The 16,714-nt window shown below is 58.3% G+C and carries 12 protein-coding genes, 1 tRNA gene and 1 pseudogene; 7 read left to right on the top strand and 7 right to left on the bottom strand.

Annotated features, from left to right (window positions below; translation table 11 throughout):
• Nucleotides 1-272 precede the first annotated feature (272 nt).
• The 3 genes from IGS51_RS08115 (at nt 273) to IGS51_RS08125 (ending at nt 3,337) form a co-directional block, all read left to right on the top strand.
• A complete protein-coding gene (locus tag IGS51_RS08115; RefSeq protein ID WP_297077888.1) occupies nt 273-1,289 on the top strand; it encodes a M23 family metallopeptidase in 1,017 nt (338 codons plus the stop codon).
• Nucleotides 1,290-1,449: 160 nt separating this feature from the next.
• On the top strand, nt 1,450-2,448 hold the full coding sequence (locus tag IGS51_RS08120; protein ID WP_297077890.1) for a Sll0314/Alr1548 family TPR repeat-containing protein: 999 nt from the start codon (nt 1,450-1,452) through the stop codon (nt 2,446-2,448).
• A 133-nt stretch (nt 2,449-2,581) separates the two neighbouring features.
• Nucleotides 2,582-3,337: a class I SAM-dependent methyltransferase gene (locus IGS51_RS08125; protein WP_297077892.1), complete on the top strand. Its 756-nt coding sequence runs from the start codon at nt 2,582-2,584 to the stop codon at nt 3,335-3,337.
• Between the two features lie 117 nt (nt 3,338-3,454).
• Here IGS51_RS08125 and IGS51_RS08130 read toward each other — a convergent pair whose 3' ends face one another.
• The 3 genes from IGS51_RS08130 to moaC form a co-directional block, all read right to left on the bottom strand.
• On the bottom strand, nt 3,455-3,763 hold the full coding sequence (locus IGS51_RS08130; RefSeq protein ID WP_172354768.1) for a DUF3181 family protein: 309 nt from the start codon (nt 3,761-3,763) through the stop codon (nt 3,455-3,457).
• Nucleotides 3,764-3,855: 92 nt separating this feature from the next.
• Nucleotides 3,856-4,125, bottom strand: a complete 270-nt coding sequence (locus IGS51_RS08135) for a 2TM domain-containing protein (RefSeq protein WP_172358844.1) — start codon at nt 4,123-4,125, stop codon at nt 3,856-3,858.
• A gap of 352 nt (nt 4,126-4,477) precedes the next feature.
• Nucleotides 4,478-4,984, bottom strand: a complete 507-nt coding sequence (moaC, locus tag IGS51_RS08140) for a cyclic pyranopterin monophosphate synthase MoaC (RefSeq protein ID WP_297077894.1) — start codon at nt 4,982-4,984, stop codon at nt 4,478-4,480.
• 47 nt (nt 4,985-5,031) lie between these two features.
• Between moaC and IGS51_RS08145 the strand changes: the two genes are divergently transcribed.
• Nucleotides 5,032-5,105, top strand: a tRNA-Arg gene (locus IGS51_RS08145).
• A 363-nt stretch (nt 5,106-5,468) separates the two neighbouring features.
• Here IGS51_RS08145 and IGS51_RS08150 read toward each other — a convergent pair.
• The 3 genes from IGS51_RS08150 to IGS51_RS08160 all read right to left on the bottom strand — a co-directional run bounded on the left by IGS51_RS08150 (nt 5,469) and on the right by IGS51_RS08160 (nt 9,093).
• Nucleotides 5,469-7,160 (bottom strand): hypothetical protein, encoded by a 1,692-nt coding sequence (locus IGS51_RS08150; RefSeq protein WP_297077896.1) that lies wholly within the window; start codon nt 7,158-7,160, stop codon nt 5,469-5,471.
• 166 nt (nt 7,161-7,326) lie between these two features.
• A complete protein-coding gene (locus tag IGS51_RS08155) occupies nt 7,327-8,571 on the bottom strand; it encodes a HetZ-related protein 2 (RefSeq protein WP_297077898.1) in 1,245 nt (414 codons plus the stop codon).
• 252 nt (nt 8,572-8,823) lie between these two features.
• Nucleotides 8,824-9,093: a hypothetical protein gene (locus IGS51_RS08160; RefSeq protein WP_205370696.1), complete on the bottom strand. Its 270-nt coding sequence runs from the start codon at nt 9,091-9,093 to the stop codon at nt 8,824-8,826.
• A gap of 450 nt (nt 9,094-9,543) precedes the next feature.
• Between IGS51_RS08160 and gatB the strand changes: the two genes are divergently transcribed.
• From gatB to IGS51_RS08180, 3 genes and pseudogenes are all read left to right on the top strand, one after another.
• Nucleotides 9,544-11,022, top strand: coding sequence for an Asp-tRNA(Asn)/Glu-tRNA(Gln) amidotransferase subunit GatB (gene gatB, locus IGS51_RS08165; RefSeq protein ID WP_297077901.1), 1,479 nt, complete (start codon nt 9,544-9,546; stop codon nt 11,020-11,022).
• A 52-nt stretch (nt 11,023-11,074) separates the two neighbouring features.
• Nucleotides 11,075-13,644: pseudogene (locus IGS51_RS08175) on the top strand (chloride channel protein).
• Nucleotides 13,645-14,203: 559 nt separating this feature from the next.
• Nucleotides 14,204-16,165, top strand: a complete 1,962-nt coding sequence (locus tag IGS51_RS08180) for an adenylate/guanylate cyclase domain-containing protein (protein ID WP_297077906.1) — start codon at nt 14,204-14,206, stop codon at nt 16,163-16,165.
• A 52-nt stretch (nt 16,166-16,217) separates the two neighbouring features.
• On the opposite strand, the gene IGS51_RS08185 is transcribed toward IGS51_RS08180, so the two are convergent.
• Nucleotides 16,218-16,592: a hypothetical protein gene (locus IGS51_RS08185; RefSeq protein ID WP_297077908.1), complete on the bottom strand. Its 375-nt coding sequence runs from the start codon at nt 16,590-16,592 to the stop codon at nt 16,218-16,220.
• Nucleotides 16,593-16,714: the final 122 nt, after the last annotated feature.

Consider the following 16,714-nt stretch of genomic DNA (forward strand, 5'->3'; position numbering starts at 1 on the left):
GGGGATCGGGCGGGCAGAGATTTAGGCGGAATGCTGTGGGGTGACTGCGTAAAGATTTAACGATACAGAGCGATTCTAAAGTAGCCGTCAGACAGGCGCTTCGGTCTTGCTCATTAGGGCGATCGCTTCCAGCGTAATCTTTCTTGGATTTTTTTGCAGGGAAGAATCCAGGAAATCTCTCACAAGAGCGGTTTTTGGCTGGCTAGGATGGAGACATTTGAGCAAGTTTTTGAGCAAATCTTGGTGAAACGTTGGTTAGAGAAGGGTTATCCATGAGCGAGAAATTTCAGGCATATCGCAAGCGCCGGGGCGCTAATTTGGGTGGGATGGTTTTGCTGGGATTGGGGGTCGTAGGTATAAGTCAAGGGGCGATCGCCCAAGCCAGCCTGCCCGATCCGTCCCCAGCCCGTGCCCTATCGATTGCCCAGGCCGCCGATGCACCCACCGACTCGCTCTGCCCTGCGCCCGTGCTGTCCCGGATGACCCGCTACCAGACCCGCGCCGGAGACACGATCGCCAGCCTAGCCCAGCGCCACAACCTGACGGCAGAAACCCTGATCGGCATGAACCCCGTGCTGCGGCAGGGCAATCTGCCCGTGGGAACCAGTCTGCTGATTCCGCCGATCAACGGGCTGCGGGTAGAGGTTCCGGCCGGACGCACCTGGCGCGACCTAGCGCAGCAATATCGCGTGCGGGCAGATGTGCTGTTTGAGGCAAACGGCTGTCGCCCGCCGGGTCGGGTTGCGTTCATCCCCGGTGCAACGCTATCTTCGACAAACCCAGCGGCCGGAGGTACAGCGTTGGGGGCGGCCGCAGCCCCCAATGCTCGCCCCAGAATTACCAGCCCCGATCGGGCGGCGGCGATTCTGAGAACCCATCCCCTGGGTAGCCCAACGGCGGCGCTGGTGATCAAGGGCTATGGCTGGCAAATCGATCCGCGATCGGGGCAGGTCGTGTTTAACAGCGGCGTAGACCTGGCAGCCAGCGAAGGAAACCCGGTGGTGTCAGCGGGCGAAGGCACAGTCGCCTTTGCGGCCAATCAGGGAAACTACGGCAACCTAGTCGTCGTCAATCATCCCGAAGGGTTGCAAACGCGATACGCCCAGTTGGGGACGATTCAGGTTCAGGTGGGGCAGCGGGTGCAGGCGGGCGATCGCCTCGGCACGGTTGGTCGCAGCGCCCCTGATCAGGAACCCCTGCTGCGGTTTGAAGTCCGCTCAAATTCTGACCTGGGCTGGGTCGCGCAAGATCCAAGCCTCTATTTTCAGGACATGCGAGTAGGGCAGTAGGGAACGCTCTGGCATCTACCCAAAACAGTTCGTACACTAGAGCAGGGTTCGACTGTAGTGGTTTTAACACTCTAGTAATTTTCGCAAGTAATCTTCGCTAGTAGCTTTTGCACTTAGTGGTTTTCACGTGGTTTTCACAATTTCTGGAGATAGGTGAGCTATGTCGATTGCAGCGGTTCTCGTCTCGCGCCGGAGTGGCGGTGTCCGCAATTCCCAGCCTGGTCGCCAAACGGGGCGATCGCCCGCCCAGCAACTCTGGCGATCGCTCGGTTCGGTGGCTGGAGGACTGGCGATCGCGCTTCACAGTCTGGCACTGCCCGCCCTAGCCGATCCGTTTCGCAGCGCCAACCCCCGCAACATCGACCGCACCACCGAAGCCGCCTTCACCGCCATGTTTGCCGAAGGCAACTACGCTCAAGCGGCAGCCTTTTTAGAGAACGCCTCGCGCAATGAGCCGCTGGCCCACGCCCTGGCCGCGTCGCTGGCCTACCTGAACCGGGATTGGGATACCCTGCGCGATCGCGCTACCCAAACTCGGCGATCGGCAGAACGGCTGATGCAAAGCGATCCGCTGCGGGGCAACATTTACCGAGCAGTGGGACACTTCCTGGAAGGCGGGTATGCCGTCTCCACCCAAAGCACCGTTGCCGCCATGCCCACCGTCCTCCGCGAACTTCAGCGAGCCTTCAGCGCCTTGGGCGAGGCCGAACGCATTGCCCCCGACGACCCAGAGCTAAATTTGGTGAAGGGATACATCGAACTGTTCCTGGCTACAAACCTGCCCTTCAGCAGCCCAGAACAGGCTTTGGAAAAGCTGCAAAATTTCGCCGGGCCCGAATACCTAGCACAGCGGGGAATCGCCATCGGCTATCGGGATCTGGAACAGTTTGAACCCGCGATGGCGGCGGTTGACCAGGCTCTCGCAGAAACGCCTGACAATCCCGATCTTTACTATCTCAAGGCACAGATTCTAGTACGCCAGGAGAAGTATCATGAAAGCCTAGCGTTCTTTCAGCGGGCGCTGGAAAAAGAAGACCAGCTTCCCCAACGCCACGCCAACCAAATCGCCTGGGAGGCCTGTCGGGCTGAGAGCGTGGTCGAAGGGTTGCGAGATGGTGTGAGCCGTCAGCGCTGCAACCCGCTACTGCGTCGTCGCTAGCCGGGGTTTGGGGTTAAGATTGGGCTGGTTCGTGGCTTAGGGCGATCGCCCGTCCACCAGATCTTCTAGATCTTCGCTGAACGCCGTCGGTCTAATTCCTGGTCCTTTGCCATTTACCCGTGGCTCCTATTCCGTGGCTCTTATTTTCAAAGACTATTTCTCGCGTCAGGCAAGCCGCTATGCCAAGTATCGTCCGGGCTATCCCGACGAGCTGTACGCCTACCTAGTCAAAACGGCAACAAGACACGACGCAGCCTGGGATTGCGCCACAGGCAACGGGCAAGTTGCGATCGGGCTAGTGCCCCATTTTGAAACCATCTACGCGACGGATGCCAGCGCCAGCCAAATCGCCAACGCCTTTCCCCACGAGCGAATTCAGTATTCGGTTGCGCCCGCAGAGGCCAGCGGTCTGCCCGACCACTGCGTAGACCTGATTACGGTCGGGCTGGCGCTGCACTGGCTGCCGCTAGACGGGTTCTATGCCGAGGTGAATCGCGTGGGCCGGCCAGGCGGCGTGATTGCGGCCTGGTGCAGCGATTTATTCCGGGTCGCCGAGGCCACGCCCGCCGTGGCCGCGCTGATCGACGAACTCTATTCGCTCATCCTGCCGATGCAGCCGCCCGAAGTGCAACTGGTGCATGACCACTATCAGACTGCTCCATTTCCGTTTGAGGAACTGCCTGCACCCACCTTTCGCCAGACCGTGCAGTGGACTCCGGAGATCATTTTGGGCTGCATTTCTACCTGGTCTGCGGTACAGCGCTATGCCGACGCAGAGGGCTGGGAGGGATTGAAAGAGTGGGGCGATCGCCTTTCGGCTGCCTGGGGCGACCCGACCCTGCCCAAGACCGTCTGCTGGGATATTTTTCTACGAGTCGGGCGGATATAGAACCGGGACAAGACTTGTTAGACAAGACCTTTAGACAGGTAGACAGGTAATAAAAATAAATAAGTAAGGTGCTGGACGGGCAAGGTGCAGAGCCTACAGCCTGTTTATTCAGATGATTCAGAGCTTTTGCTGAAACGCTTCCACAATGTCCATCAATTGGATTTGGGACTGCACGGGCAGTAGATCCAGCAGAGAGACTTCGTGCTTGCCGCCACCTAGCTTGACGGGAATGCCGCGCAGAATCCCCAGCACCTCGTCCTCGGTCGGCACGCCTTTTTCAAGCAAGGGATAGATCTGCTCTGCCAGGGGGGTGTTGAGGTGAGCATCGCGGAGATACAGATGCCACTTGGCTACGTCGATATACACCTCTTTGCCCAGTTCTGCGGCCAGGGCCTCGATGGCTTCGGAAGAATTGGAATATGCCATAGTTACGCCGTGTTAATAAGCCGTATTAATGGGTGGAATGAACAGTCAGGTAGGGCTGCAATCTATCGAGAATTGCCGTTTCAGGACGCACCTCAAGGGGATTTTGCGTTGGGCTTGGTAACCGGGCCAGAATAGTCGGCGATCGCAAAGATATACACCCCATGCGCCACCAAGGCCGCCAGCCATAGCCCGCTAAACCACACGGTCCAGGGCCAGGTCTGCGCTTGCACAAGTCGAAAGAACCACACGCCAGAGTTGACCGCAATGAACGCTGCAACGTGGGTGGCAAAGGTCATGCGGTCGTCTAGCTTGCGAAAGGCGGGGTCGTTGCGGTCGGGTTCGCGGGGCCAGCGGGGAGGCATACTATTATCCGGGATGAACTGTCAGGATGAACTGTCGGGATGACCATTCAGCTTTCATTGTACGGTGTGAGTGACATCGTACAGCGTGGCCTCACAGCGTGACCCCACAGTGCGGTTATACACCATGACTCCACAACGTGACCGCACAGTGTGGCTGTACACCGTGACCGCACAGCGTAACTCCACAGCGTGTCCGCCCAATAACCGCACAGCGCGACCGTACAGTGTGTCCGTCTGTTGAAGCAAGTGAGCAAGGCGAGGGGGGCGAAATTCTTGTCTTTTCAGCACAGCGTACACACCCTGCGAGAACAAGAAGCAAGCACAAGAACATGCTGACTTTTCACAGGATTCGCTATTGCGCGGCCAGATAATCGCCCGACTTGCCGCCCGTTTTGCTGAGCAGGCGAATGTTCGTAATTTTCATCGATTTTTCCAGGGCTTTGGCCATGTCGTAGAGCGTCAGTGCTGCGACCGAAATGGCAGTTAGCGCTTCCATTTCCACCCCTGTTTCGGCTTTGAGGCGCACCTCAGCGCGGATGTCGTAACCGGGCAGGTCTGGATTTGGCGTAATCTGAACGTCTACTTTTTGCAGGGGGAGCGGGTGACAGAGGGGAATCAGGTTAGCGGTTTGCTTGGCTGCCATGATGCCCGCCAACCTGGCCGTGCCCAGCACGTCGCCCTTGGGTGCATTGCCCGCTTCAATGGCCGCCAGGGTTTCGGGCTGCATCTGAATTTGCCCCAGGGCGATCGCCGTCCGCACAGTGGCCGCCTTAGCCGACACATCCACCATGTGTGCCTGCCCGGTTGCGTCCAGATGGGTCAGGTTGGGCAGAGATTTTTCAGCAGAATTTTGGTTCATGCGCCTAATTGTGTTGATGTCGTGTGATAGTATAGAGTTTCTGACAGGGGCCTGTAGCTCAGTGGACTAGAGCACGTGGCTACGGACCACGGTGTCGGGGGTTCGAATCCCTCCTGGCCCGTCAAAAAGTGGGGTGAGTTGAAGCAACTCGCCCCATTTTGCTTTCTTGTATTTGCTTTCTGGATAATTGCGATGTAATCGCGACTCTTTGAAGAAGAGGGCGTAGAAGAAAAGGGCACAGGAGAAAAAAGAACACAAACGTTTGCCCTCTTGCTCTGCTGCATCTACGCCCTAGGCAGTGTCTTAAAACTCTCTAGATCGTTAATTGTCTTGAGTCGATCCCCCTTAAATCCCCCTTATTAAGGGTATTAAGGGGGACTTCCGGGGCAGTTTGGCTCGGTTCCCCCCTTTTTAAGGGCGGCTAAGGGGAGATCAGAGGGTTTTAAAGCACGCCCTAGCTTCATTCGCTGATGCCTGCGTCCACTCAAGGGGGTGCATCTTCTGGCGAATCAACAGGTTCCGGTTTCAGGCTGTCTACCTGTTCCTCAATGGTTTTGATAATTTGGCTGAGGGCGGGCAACACCTCCAGCTTCGCGGCGACCATGCCCGACTCTAGACGAGCGCGATCGCGGATTTCGTTTAGCTTGGTCTGGAGTTGTCGGGCAATTCGCAGGGCATCTCGCTCTAACGTAGCGATTTGCTGCTGCTGATAAAACTTCAGCGCGGCTCCGCGTAAAATTTGTAGCGTCGCCTCTTCGCCCTGTTCGGTGGGGATAAAGCGGAAGCGCAGGAGGAGTCTTGTCCGCTCGTGCAATCGCTCGATTTCAACCTGGCGGGGCTGTTCGACTGGCACCAGCGGCAGCCCAGCAAGCTGCTTCAGTTCGGCGATGATGCCTCGAAAATGGCGCAAATCCAGGCGATCGATGACGGATTGCAGCACCCCGTTTTGGCTCCAGAGAATGCGCCCATAGCGGGGCTGATGCTCGAAATAGAGCCGCCCAATGCCGCCGATCAGGACTCGTCCCAGCAGTTCTTGCAGCAATTCTGGGGGGGGCAGGGTGGCCAGGGTTTCTGCTGGACGGCTGAGATGGTTTAGCTGCACGACGAGCGGCGGAATCGGTGTCATTAACTGCGTCGGCACTTGGGGCGGCTGCTCGACGTTGATGAAGGTCGCGAGGTAGTCTTGCAGGGTTTCCAGGGGAATATCCGGGGCAATCGCCGGGGTGGGCAACGGCTCTTCCTGCCTTTGAATCGCAGAGATGGATTCTGCTAGCTCGTCTTCATCCAAAAACACTGCCTCCGAGGGTGGGGCTTCGGCACTCCGCTTTGCCGTGGGTGGGGACGAAACCGGATTCTCTTCGGCAGAATCGCGGCTCAGCGCCACCTTGGGTTCACCGTGAATTGGCTCTGGTCTTGCGTCAGCCCGTGATGCACTGGCTACATCGGAAAGCGAGTCCAGATCTGGAAATGGCTCAAAGGGATTTTCGGGCAATCGCCCCTCTGGCTCTGCCATCAGAGCAGGCTGAACAGGTTCCGGCTGAATGGGTTCCGGCTGAGCAGGTTCCGGCGCTGGCTCTGGTGCGGCGGGTGGCGTGTCCGAGGGCGCATAAATCGGACGAAACCGGGGCGGCGCAAGCTCCTGGCTCAAATCTTCTGGGCTATCAACCACCAGCGTTGGCTGGGTATTGCGGTCTAGCTTTTGCTCGGTACGGATGCGGGGGGCAACTCGTGGACGACGATCGGCTTCGGCCTCATCCCTGGTGTTGGCGCGATCGCCCGAACGGTCTGTCTCTTCTACGCCAGCGGGTGGGCTGGGCTGGGCGGTGCGGCTGCCCGTGTAGTGCAAATAGGCAGAAAGGGATGCCTGGAGCGCATCAGACGAAATCGGCTGGGGCTTGGGATAGTAGTTGTGGTAGGCGATAATGCGGCGCACATAGTCTGCGGCCGGGCTGTCTTCGGGGTTGACCATGCCCAGCAGCAGGCAGTTGTCTTCCAGCTTTAGCGGCAGCACTTGATAATACAAACACGCTTCAAAGGGCAAGATGCCGTCAATCAAGACAAACATCTGCTGGAGGTCTAGCGACTGCGCGAGGCTGCCTGGAAAATGAGACAAAACCGACCGATACTGAGCGTCGGCAGATGTTGCCCCGACTTTTTTGTTGAGCGGGGAGGTCATAAAATCGCACCGTTCTCAATCTTTGGGTTTGACCATGATTGACCATGATGAAAGCAAGCCGCTTCCAGCACCCTTGGCGGTTTGTTCACTCAAGCATACCCAGTCTTGCTGCAAATCGCCATCCGCAAGCCGCCAGCCTGCCCTGCCTGCGTTTGCGGCGGATGGCTCAGGCCGATTCTGAGTTGTCGGAGTCGTCAGACTGGGACGAGTTTCGCAGGCTATGGGCAGACAGGTAGACCTTGACCCATTCTCCAGTAATTTGATTCACCTTGACATTGCGATGCTGGGCGATCGCCTCGGCGGTTTTCCAGGTTTTGAAATCCTGCACTAACTGCTGCTGTTCTGGACTGAGGGCGTTATAGAACTCATCCCACTGATCAGGCGCAAGCCCCAAGTTATTGTCTACTGAGGTGCCCAGCCAGGTCATGACCAATTCGGACTCGGCCTTAATGGCAAACACACGCAGGGCGTGATAGCTAATTTTTTCCCGCAGTCGATAAACCTGCTTGACCGGAACCCCCAGCGCCGTAGCGATCGCCTCCTGCGACTTGCCTTGGAGATGCAGCCGGAGCCATTGCGCCGCCAGCGGGTCTACTTCCTGAGCGAGATAGTCCAGAAACGTTTGCTTTACCTCGTCGCGCAGGGCCTGCTGTTCCTCCCAATCGCGCTGCTGCTCGTACTGACTCAGCGCCTGAGAATCGAGCAGGCTCATGGCGCTGTCGCTATCGTCAGGAGAAATTTCTTCCGATACCAGCCGAATCAGTTCGCCCGTCGGAACCTGAGTCATGCCGCCGCGCTGGGTGCGCCGCAGATAGTTGACAAACCGATAGACCAGCAGCGGCTGATTGCGGATGGGGCGCAGGCAGTATTCCTCAATGCTGGCCAGCATTAGCCCGTCCCGCAGGCGGGGCTGATTGGTGCAGCAGGCGATCCACTGCACCTGCTGGCGAATATAGGAGTCGTTTTGAATGAGTTCCTGAATCACTTCTTGCAGCACATCCATGACGCTGCGATGGCGATCGCGCGATAGCGCCACCCAGGTTCGGACTTTGCTGCGAATCAGGAACAGACTGCTGAGACGCTGTAGCAGGTTTTTGTAAGCTTGGTCTGGTCGGACTCCTAAATAGCGCTGCTGCAAAATGCGATAGCGATAGTCCATCGCCTGCTGCGCCACCATAACTTGCACTGGGGTCATCTCATCGAAGCGCTGCGGCTCGTCGCCCAACAGCCAGCGCAAGATTGCCTCCTGGAGCATTGCGGGCTGGCCGGGATGGTCTTGCTGGAGCCGCGCCTGCCACTCGCGTTTTAGTTCCTCCGACCTCGACTCAGCCCTCGTCATAGCGATGTAGTCCTCAGTGCTGGCTCTCGTGCAAGCTTCGGTGCTGGCTTCCATGCTACTAGCTTTGACCATATATCTTGCGCTCCCTCGCTGATTGCCGGGTAGTTCGATCGGCTCCGCCGACCGGGTGTGTGACGATTCAACCTTTTCGCAACCATTTCATATTTGTCGGGTCAGTGTCATCACCCAACTAGGTACTCCGGACTCACCCTAGGCGATCGCCCTCCAGGATCTCTGCCAAGTTTTTGACATCCCTATGACATATCCCTGACATGCCTTTGGCGTTCCAGCGCAATTCTGCAAAGCGCAATTCTGCAAAGCTTCTTAAGCAGATTCGGGATCGGCTTCAATCGCCGCCACCAGCCGTTGCAGCGTGTCCGTCAACTGAGCGAGGCGCTCTAGCGTAGCATCCTGATTTTCTGCCAAAGTCTGTACGGTGTCGCTCAGGGCGAAAATTTGGTAGCCCTGCTGCTGCACCTGCTTGGACAACGCATCCATGTGTCCCGTTAGCTGATCAACCGTTTCCGTCGTTGCCAGGACGGCTTCTCCAATTTCCCGCACCAGCGATTCCAATGATGACGATTCAGTACTCACGCCCCTCTCCAAACACACGCCACAAACCCAAAACCATTTGCCAAGACCATTTAACTTGCCGCTGAAGCCTGAACCTGAAGCTTGAACCTGAAGCTTGAACCTGAAGCTTGGACAATGCTGAAGCTCGGACAATCAGCTTAGACGACCAGCCCCTTGCCTAGTCAGCTTGGATAAAATCAGCCCGGACAAAATCAGCTTGGACAACAATATATACCATCCTTATAGCCTCCCCCACCTCCTATTCCGCATTCTGCCCCGCCTTTCCTGGCTTTTGCAAGGGATACAACCAGACCTTGGCTCAAACCTCAAGCCTGATGAAGTTAGGATTCACGCAGTTGGACGATTTCCCGGTACACGCAGAGTGCCGATTTCTGAAATGGCTTGAGAGCGCGAGGCGCAGCGATACAATAAAGCATCAGAGGATTGGAACTGGACTTTCCAGAGTTTTCTATGACCACCACCGCCACCAAGACCCAATACGAAGCCGTCATCGGGCTGGAAACACACTGTCAGCTCAGCACCGAAACCAAGATTTTTTCCAGCAGTTCGACGGCTTTTGGCGCTGACCCCAACACGAATATTGACCCGGTGTGTATGGGGCTGCCGGGGACGCTGCCTGTGCTGAATCAAAAGGTGCTGGAATACGCAGTGAAGGCGGGGCTGGCGCTGAACTGTCAAATTGCACCCTACAGCAAGTTTGACCGCAAGCAGTATTTCTACCCTGATTTGCCGAAAAACTACCAAATTTCGCAGTATGACCTGCCAATCGCCGAGCATGGCTGGCTAGAAATCGAGCTAGAAGAAGACGGGCAACCCGTTCGCAAGCGCATTGGCATTACGCGGCTGCACATGGAAGAAGATGCAGGCAAGCTGGTGCATGGCGGGAGCGATCGCCTCTCTGGGTCTACCTTTTCGCTGGTGGACTATAACCGGGCGGGCGTGCCGCTGATTGAAATCGTGTCGGAACCCGATCTGCGCTCTGGGGCAGAGGCAGCGGAATATGCCCGCGAACTGCGCCGGATCATGCGCTATCTGGGGGTGTCGGATGGCAACATGCAGGAGGGTTCTCTGCGCTGCGATGTGAACATTTCTGTCCGTCCTGTGGGATCAGAAAAATTTGGCACGAAGGTGGAAATCAAAAACATGAATTCCTTCAATGCCATCGAGCGGGCAATTAACTACGAAATTGAGCGGCAGATTGAGGTGCTGGAGGCGGGCGATCGCCTCGTTCAAGAAACGCGCCTCTGGGAAGAAGGCAGCCAGCGCACCATCAGTATGCGGGTCAAGGAAGGCTCCAGCGACTATCGCTATTTCCCCGAACCCGACCTCGGCCCCATCGAAGTCTCTGCCGAACAGCTTGCTGCATGGAAACGTGAACTGCCGGAACTGCCCGCTGCCAAGCGCCATCGCTACGAAGAAGACCTGGGGCTGTCGTCCTACGATGCCCGCGTGCTGACGGACGATCGCGCGATGGCGGAATACTTTGAGGCGACCCTGGCCGCAGGCGCACCCGCCAAACAGGCCGCCAACTGGCTAATGGGCGACATCAGCGGCTATCTCAACACCGAAAAGAAAACCCTGGCTGACCTGCCCCTGACTCCCGAAACCCTGGCGGAAATGATCAGGCTGATCGAGTCCAACACCATCAGCACCAAAATTGCCAAAGATATTCTGCCAGAGCTGCTGACCCAAGGCGGCTCCGCCAAGGAACTGGTCGAAAAGAAGGGGCTGATTCAGATTTCCGACCCGGCTGCAATCGAAGCGGCGATCGCCAAAGTGCTGGAAGCTCATCCCGCCGAACTGGAAAAATATCGCAGCGGCAAGAAGAACATGCTGGGCTTTTTTGTGGGTCAGGTTATGAAGCAAACAGGTGGCCGCGCCGACCCGAAGCTGACGAATCAGCTTTTGGTGAAGCAGTTGGACGGGTAGCCCGGCGGCTATCACCGCTATTCTGCGCTCTCCCTCATTCCCAATTCTTCAAATGCACTGGATCAATGTGCGCTGGATCAATGGCTCCAAACAGTTTGCGATCGCGGAAGCCTGCGTCATTGGTCTGGTTTCGGGGCTGGCAGCGGTCATGCTCAAACAGAGCGTGGGCTGGCTGGGCGGGTGGCGGGTGCAATGGTCGCACCAGTTTACAGACTGGCTGGGTTCCTGGTGGAGCGGCTGGCTCCGGAGGCGGCAGGCAGCGGCATTCCCCAGGTGAAGGCGGCGCTGGCCAATGTGGCGATCGCCCTCAATATGCGGGTTGCCCTGGTAAAACTGGTCAGCGTTATTCTCACTCTGGGCGCAGGCCTGAACCTGGGTCGTCAGGGGCCGACGGTGCAAATTGGCGCGGCTTTGGCCGCCCAACTCAGCCAGTGGATTCCCACCTCGCCAGAATATCGTCGCCAGCTCATCGCTTCAGGCGCAGCGGCAGGACTGGCGGCCGGCTTCAATGCCCCCATCGCGGGCGTTTTGTTCGTGGTGGAAGAGTTTTTGCAAGATTTCTCTGGCATCACGCTGGGCACAGCGATTCTGGCTTCCTTCATAGGCGCAGTCGTGTCGCGGGTGCTGGGCGGCCGCAGCCTCAGCCTAGATCTGGGCATGACCGCCTACGAGGCCACGTTTTCGCTCTACGATGTGCCGCTCTTCCTGATTTTGGGGCTACTGGCGGGGCTGCTGGGGTCGCTGTTTAGCCGGGGCATTTTCGTCAGCCTGGCCCTCAACCGTCGGCTTCCGCTGGGGCTGCCGGGGCGGATTGGGCTGGCGGGGCTGTTGTCTGGGCTGGTGGTGTCGCAACTGCCCGACAGCTTTCGGGACAACACGGGTCTGCAAGATCTGCTCAGCGGCGGCAATGCTGCCTGGTACTTGCTGCTGCTGGCCTTTGGCGCAAAGTTTTTGCTGACGCTGGTGGCCTACGGGTCGGGTGCGCCGGGGGGAATTTTTGCGCCGTCGCTGATTTTGGGGTCGGCGCTGGGAGCGCTGGTGGGCATTACGGGCAGCGGGCTGGAGTCGCTGCTGGGGCTTGCGCCGCATGTCAGTCCGGCCAGTACCTATGCGCTGGCGGGGATGGGCGCATTTTTCAGCGCGGTGACGCGGGGCCCGGTAACAGCGATCGTCATCGTGTTTGAGATTACAGCCAATTTCAACCTGGTGCTGCCGCTGATGATTGGCTCAGGCATTGCCTATCTGGTGGCGCAGCGGCTGGTGGGCAGTTCGTTTTATACTCGACTGCTGGAGTGGAACGGCATCCAGATTCAGTCGCCAGGAACCCAGCCCGCGCCTTGGCAAAAGCTAACGGCGGCAGCGGTGATGCAGCGGCGGGTGGAAACGCTGTCGAGCAGTTTGTCGCTGGATGAGGCGAAGCAGGCCTTTGCGCGATCGCACCATCGCGGGTTTCCGGTTGTAGACAACGGACGGCTGGTGGGCATCGTCACCCAGAGCGATCTGTCGGCTCCAGAGCGGCAACCGTCCAACCCTGCGGCTGCCACCCTGTCGGACGTGATGACGGCCCAGCCCGTAACCGTCCGCCCGTCCGACTCGCTGACCCATGTGCTGTTTTTGCTGAATCGGTTTAAGGTCAGCCGCTTACCCGTCACGGATGGACCAAAGCTAGTAGGCATTATCACCCGCGCCGACATTATTCGCGCCGAGTCGGATCAGCTCACGGGCGAGTCGCTGCAACTGGGGCCCCGTCCCGCGCCCTCCTATGAAGTTTATCGGACGCGATCGCCCGCCACGGGTCGGGGTCGGCTGCTGCTGCCCGTCAGCAATCCCCAGACGGCTCCGATTTTGGTGAAACTGGCGGGGGCGATCGCCCAGGAGCGGGGCTATGAGCTAGAGGTGCTGCACGTCATCCTGGTGTCGCGGGCCCATCCACCCTCAGAAACCGCCGTCCGCACCACCCAGGCGCGGCGCTTGCTGCGGCAGATTGAGCATTTGGGGCAAGACTGGCAGGTTCCTGTGCATACGCAGATTCGGGTGGCCCACGACGCAGCCCAGGCCATGCTAGAGGCCATCAAGGCGCGGCATATTAACCTGGTGCTGATGGGCTGGAAAGGCAGCACCAGCACGCCAGGGCGCGTATTTGGCACAACGGTAGACACCCTGATTCGCCAGGCCCCCTGCGACGTGGTGCTGGTCAAGCTGGGCGAAGAGACTCGATTCAATCACTGGCTGCTGCCGCTGTCGGGCGGGCCCAACGCGCAATATGCCCTGACGCTGCTGCCTGCGCTGACCCGCCTCAGCCCCGAACCCAGCATCAAGCTCTGTCAGGTGTTGCCCGTCGAGGAACCGATGGCAGATTTGTCTGTGATGGCGGCGGCGATGGACGAACTGCGCCAGCGGGTCAACTGCTCCATTACCACGCGCCCAATCCGCGGACATTCCGTGCCGGGGGCGATCCTGCGGCTGGCCTGGCAGGAACCCTGCGACGTGATTGTGCTGGGGGCAAGCCGCGAAAGCCTGCTGCAACAGGCGCTCACAGGCAACATCCCTGAGGCGATCGCCCGCAGCAGCGATTGCACCGTGATTTTGGTCAGAGCGGCGATCGCCCCAGACGAGTCCTAACACCGCTGTCCGACTAGACAGCCCCATGTTCAACCCCATTTGTTGAAGTTTACCGTGACGCGATTACAGATGCGATCGCCTGGGAACTCTGTAATAGATAGACCTGATCAGGCGTGGTCATGAAGGGGCACGAGTCAACTGCAAAGGGACTGCAAGTAGCCTGCAAGTAGCCTGCAAGTAGCTTGCACGTCTTTTGTCATCCTGCGTCATCATGCAGCGATTGGGCATTCCAGAAGCCTTGATCACTGACCCGCCTTTTGAGCAGGCAGGCTTTGCCCAACCACTCAAGCTCGATGACTGAACAAGCTCGATGACTGAAGATGACTAAAATAGCCATCATGAATCGCCATCATGAATCGCCATCACGACGCTTGAACAGGCAGCAGCAGATACGGGTGCAACAATTGCAACAATTAGGAAGCTAGGAAGCCAGTCGATTAGCTAGGCAGCAAGACTCTACATAACCTGAGGGTCAGTTAAAGCAGCATCACGGCGGCCTAGGTATTCTCCAGGCTTACTCAGCCTGACGTTGATTCAGCCGTCTTGCCCTAAACCACCCGTGAATACTCCACCCTTCTCCGCCTTTGCAAAAACCTGGCAAACGCTTCAGCCAAACCTGCTGGCGGGGCTAAAAGCAGCAACCGTGACCGGACTTGCTATCACTGGGCTAGTGCTGGGGCTGCGGCAAGTGGGCGGGCTGGAGCCGCTGGAACTGCGGATTTATGACCGGATGGTGCGCCTGCGATTCCGGGACGGATTGCTGGGCGATTCGCCCGATTCGCCCGACCCACGCCTGCTGGTGGTGGAAATCACCGAAGCAGATATTCAAACACTCCAGCGGGCTACACCGTCGGATGAAACCCTGGCCAGGGCGATCGCCCAGCTTCAGCAATACCAGCCCCGCGTCATCGGGCTAGACCTGCACCGCGACGTACCCCAAGAGCCGGGTCATGCTCAACTCCAGGCCCAGCTTCAAGCCGATAATCTAATTGCCATCGCCAAGCTGGGCGAATCGGCGGGCAATCGCATTCCGCCGCCGCCAGGATTCCCTCCAGAGCGAGTGGGCTTCAACGATTTTGTAATTGACCGGGACGGCGTAATTCGCCGCAGCCTGCTGTATGCCCACACCGACACCGAAACCCACACGTCCCTGTCGCTGCGGCTGGCGCTGGCATATCTCAAGCCAGACGATATCCGCCCGCGCCCCAGCGCCGCCAATCCCGACGATTTGCAGCTTGGCGCGTCCGCCTTTGTGCCGCTACAAGCCAACTCCGGAGCCTATCAGCGCCTCGACAGCAGCGGCTACCAAACCCTGCTGAACTATCGCGCCCGCCAAAATCCGGCTCGCCGCGTCAGCTTGAGTCAGGTCTTGGCGCAAAACATTTCGCCAGAGTGGGTGCAGGACAAAATTGTGCTGATTGGGATGACGGCTCCCAGCGGCAAGGATCTGTTCTACACGCCCTTTAGCGCGGGCGAGCAGGTGTCGCACCAGATGCCCGGTGTGGTGATTCATGCCCAGATGGTAAGCCAGTTTCTCGATGCTGCCACCGGAGCGCGATCGCCCTTCTGGTTTTGGCAAGAGTGGCAGGAGTCGCTGTGGATCTGGGGCTGGGCAACGGTCAGCGGGGCAGTGGCCTGGGCGGTGCGCCATCCGATTGCGCTGGGGCTAAGCAGCGTAGGACTGCTGGGCTTGATTGGCGGCGCGGGCTTTGGGCTGTTTTTGCAGCAGGGCTGGGTTCCAACGGTGGCTCCGGCGATCGCCTCGATGATGTCACTGGGGACGGTCGTCGCCTACCGAGCGCAACAGTCGCACCGCCAGCAGCAGATGGTGATGACGCTGTTGGGGCAAAACACCTCGCCCGAAATTGCCGACGCGCTGTGGAATGCGCGCGATCGCCTGCTGGCCTCAGGCAAGCTGCCGGGTCAGCGGCTCGTCGCCACGATGCTGTTTACCGATATCAAAGGGTTCAGCACCATTTCTGAGCAAATGCCGCCGGAGGCGCTGCTGGAATGGCTCAACGAATACCTGGAAGCCATGACCCACGAAATTCAGCAGCACCACGGCATTATCAACAAGTTTACGGGCGACGGGCTGCTGGCGATTTTTGGCGTACCCATGCCCCGCCTGGAGGAGCGCGAGGTGGATGAGGATGCCTATCAGGCGATCGCCTGTGCGTTGTCGATGGGCAAACGGCTGGAGCAACTGAACCAGATCTGGCAACAGCGCGGTCTTCCGCCGATTCAAATGCGGGTGGGCATTTTCACCGGGCCCGTGGTGGTGGGCAGCCTCGGCGGCAAGGAGCGAATGGAATACGGCGTGATTGGCGACAGCGTGAACACGGCATCGCGGCTGGAAAGCTGCCTCAAGGATCGCCAGGTGGATCTCTGCCGCGTGCTGATTGCCGAGGAAACCCTAATGCATGTCAAAGGCAAGTTTCAGGTGGAATCCTGGGGCCCATTAGCGCTCAGCGGCAAACAGCAACTTGTGGAGGTCTATCGGGTGATTGGCTATGCGACGTGAGATTTTGGATTTTGGATTTTAGATTGGCGATTTTAGATGGCTTATCTGGGGTTTACATCCAGTGTCGGGGCAAGAGTTCACTCAACCGGATGTGATTCATCCGATCCACGACGACCTTCGTGTTCAGGTTTGCGCTGCCGACCTGCACCATCAATTCTCTACACCGGCCGCAGGGCATCAGAATTCCCTTAGCGCTCACCGCAACGATCGAGTCGATAACGGTTTCGCGAGCTTTTAGCATTTCGGCGATCGCCGCGTGTTCTGCACAAAACCCAATGCCGCACGCCAAATCCAGGCAGATGCCTGTGTAAACCTGGCCGGTGGCGGTACTCAACGCACAGCCGACCGCGCCAGCCGTCAAGTCCGACCTGGCGAGCTGAAATTCTCCCAGCACGGACTCCGCCTGCTCAATCAGGAGTTGATACATGAGAAAAGTGTTGAGCGAACAGAATGGCTGAGCCAAAGTTTAAACTGCAAAGCTTAATGCAGCAAAGGCTGCAAATTTAACCCTCCGTGCGCCAGCGTTGCGGAGCCACAACCCCTAACCCC

Origin of the sequence: Thermoleptolyngbya sp. M55_K2018_002, from assembly GCF_015295965.1 — a bacterium.
Classification (GTDB): Bacteria; Cyanobacteriota; Cyanobacteriia; order Elainellales; family Elainellaceae; genus Thermoleptolyngbya; species Thermoleptolyngbya sichuanensis.

Coding starts and splice junctions, on each gene's coding strand:
- IGS51_RS08115 (WP_297077888.1), top strand. CDS start 273: ATGAGCGAGAAATTTCAGGCATATCGCAAGCGCCGGGGCGCTAATTTG.
- IGS51_RS08120 (WP_297077890.1), top strand. CDS start 1,450: ATGTCGATTGCAGCGGTTCTCGTCTCGCGCCGGAGTGGCGGTGTCCGC.
- IGS51_RS08130 (WP_172354768.1), bottom strand. CDS start 3,763: ATGGCATATTCCAATTCTTCCGAAGCCATCGAGGCCCTGGCCGCAGAA.
- IGS51_RS08135 (WP_172358844.1), bottom strand. CDS start 4,125: ATGCCTCCCCGCTGGCCCCGCGAACCCGACCGCAACGACCCCGCCTTT.
- moaC (WP_297077894.1), bottom strand. CDS start 4,984: ATGAACCAAAATTCTGCTGAAAAATCTCTGCCCAACCTGACCCATCTG.
- IGS51_RS08150 (WP_297077896.1), bottom strand. CDS start 7,160: ATGACCTCCCCGCTCAACAAAAAAGTCGGGGCAACATCTGCCGACGCT.
- IGS51_RS08155 (WP_297077898.1), bottom strand. CDS start 8,571: ATGGTCAAAGCTAGTAGCATGGAAGCCAGCACCGAAGCTTGCACGAGA.
- gatB (WP_297077901.1), top strand. CDS start 9,544: ATGACCACCACCGCCACCAAGACCCAATACGAAGCCGTCATCGGGCTG.
- IGS51_RS08185 (WP_297077908.1), bottom strand. CDS start 16,592: ATGTATCAACTCCTGATTGAGCAGGCGGAGTCCGTGCTGGGAGAATTT.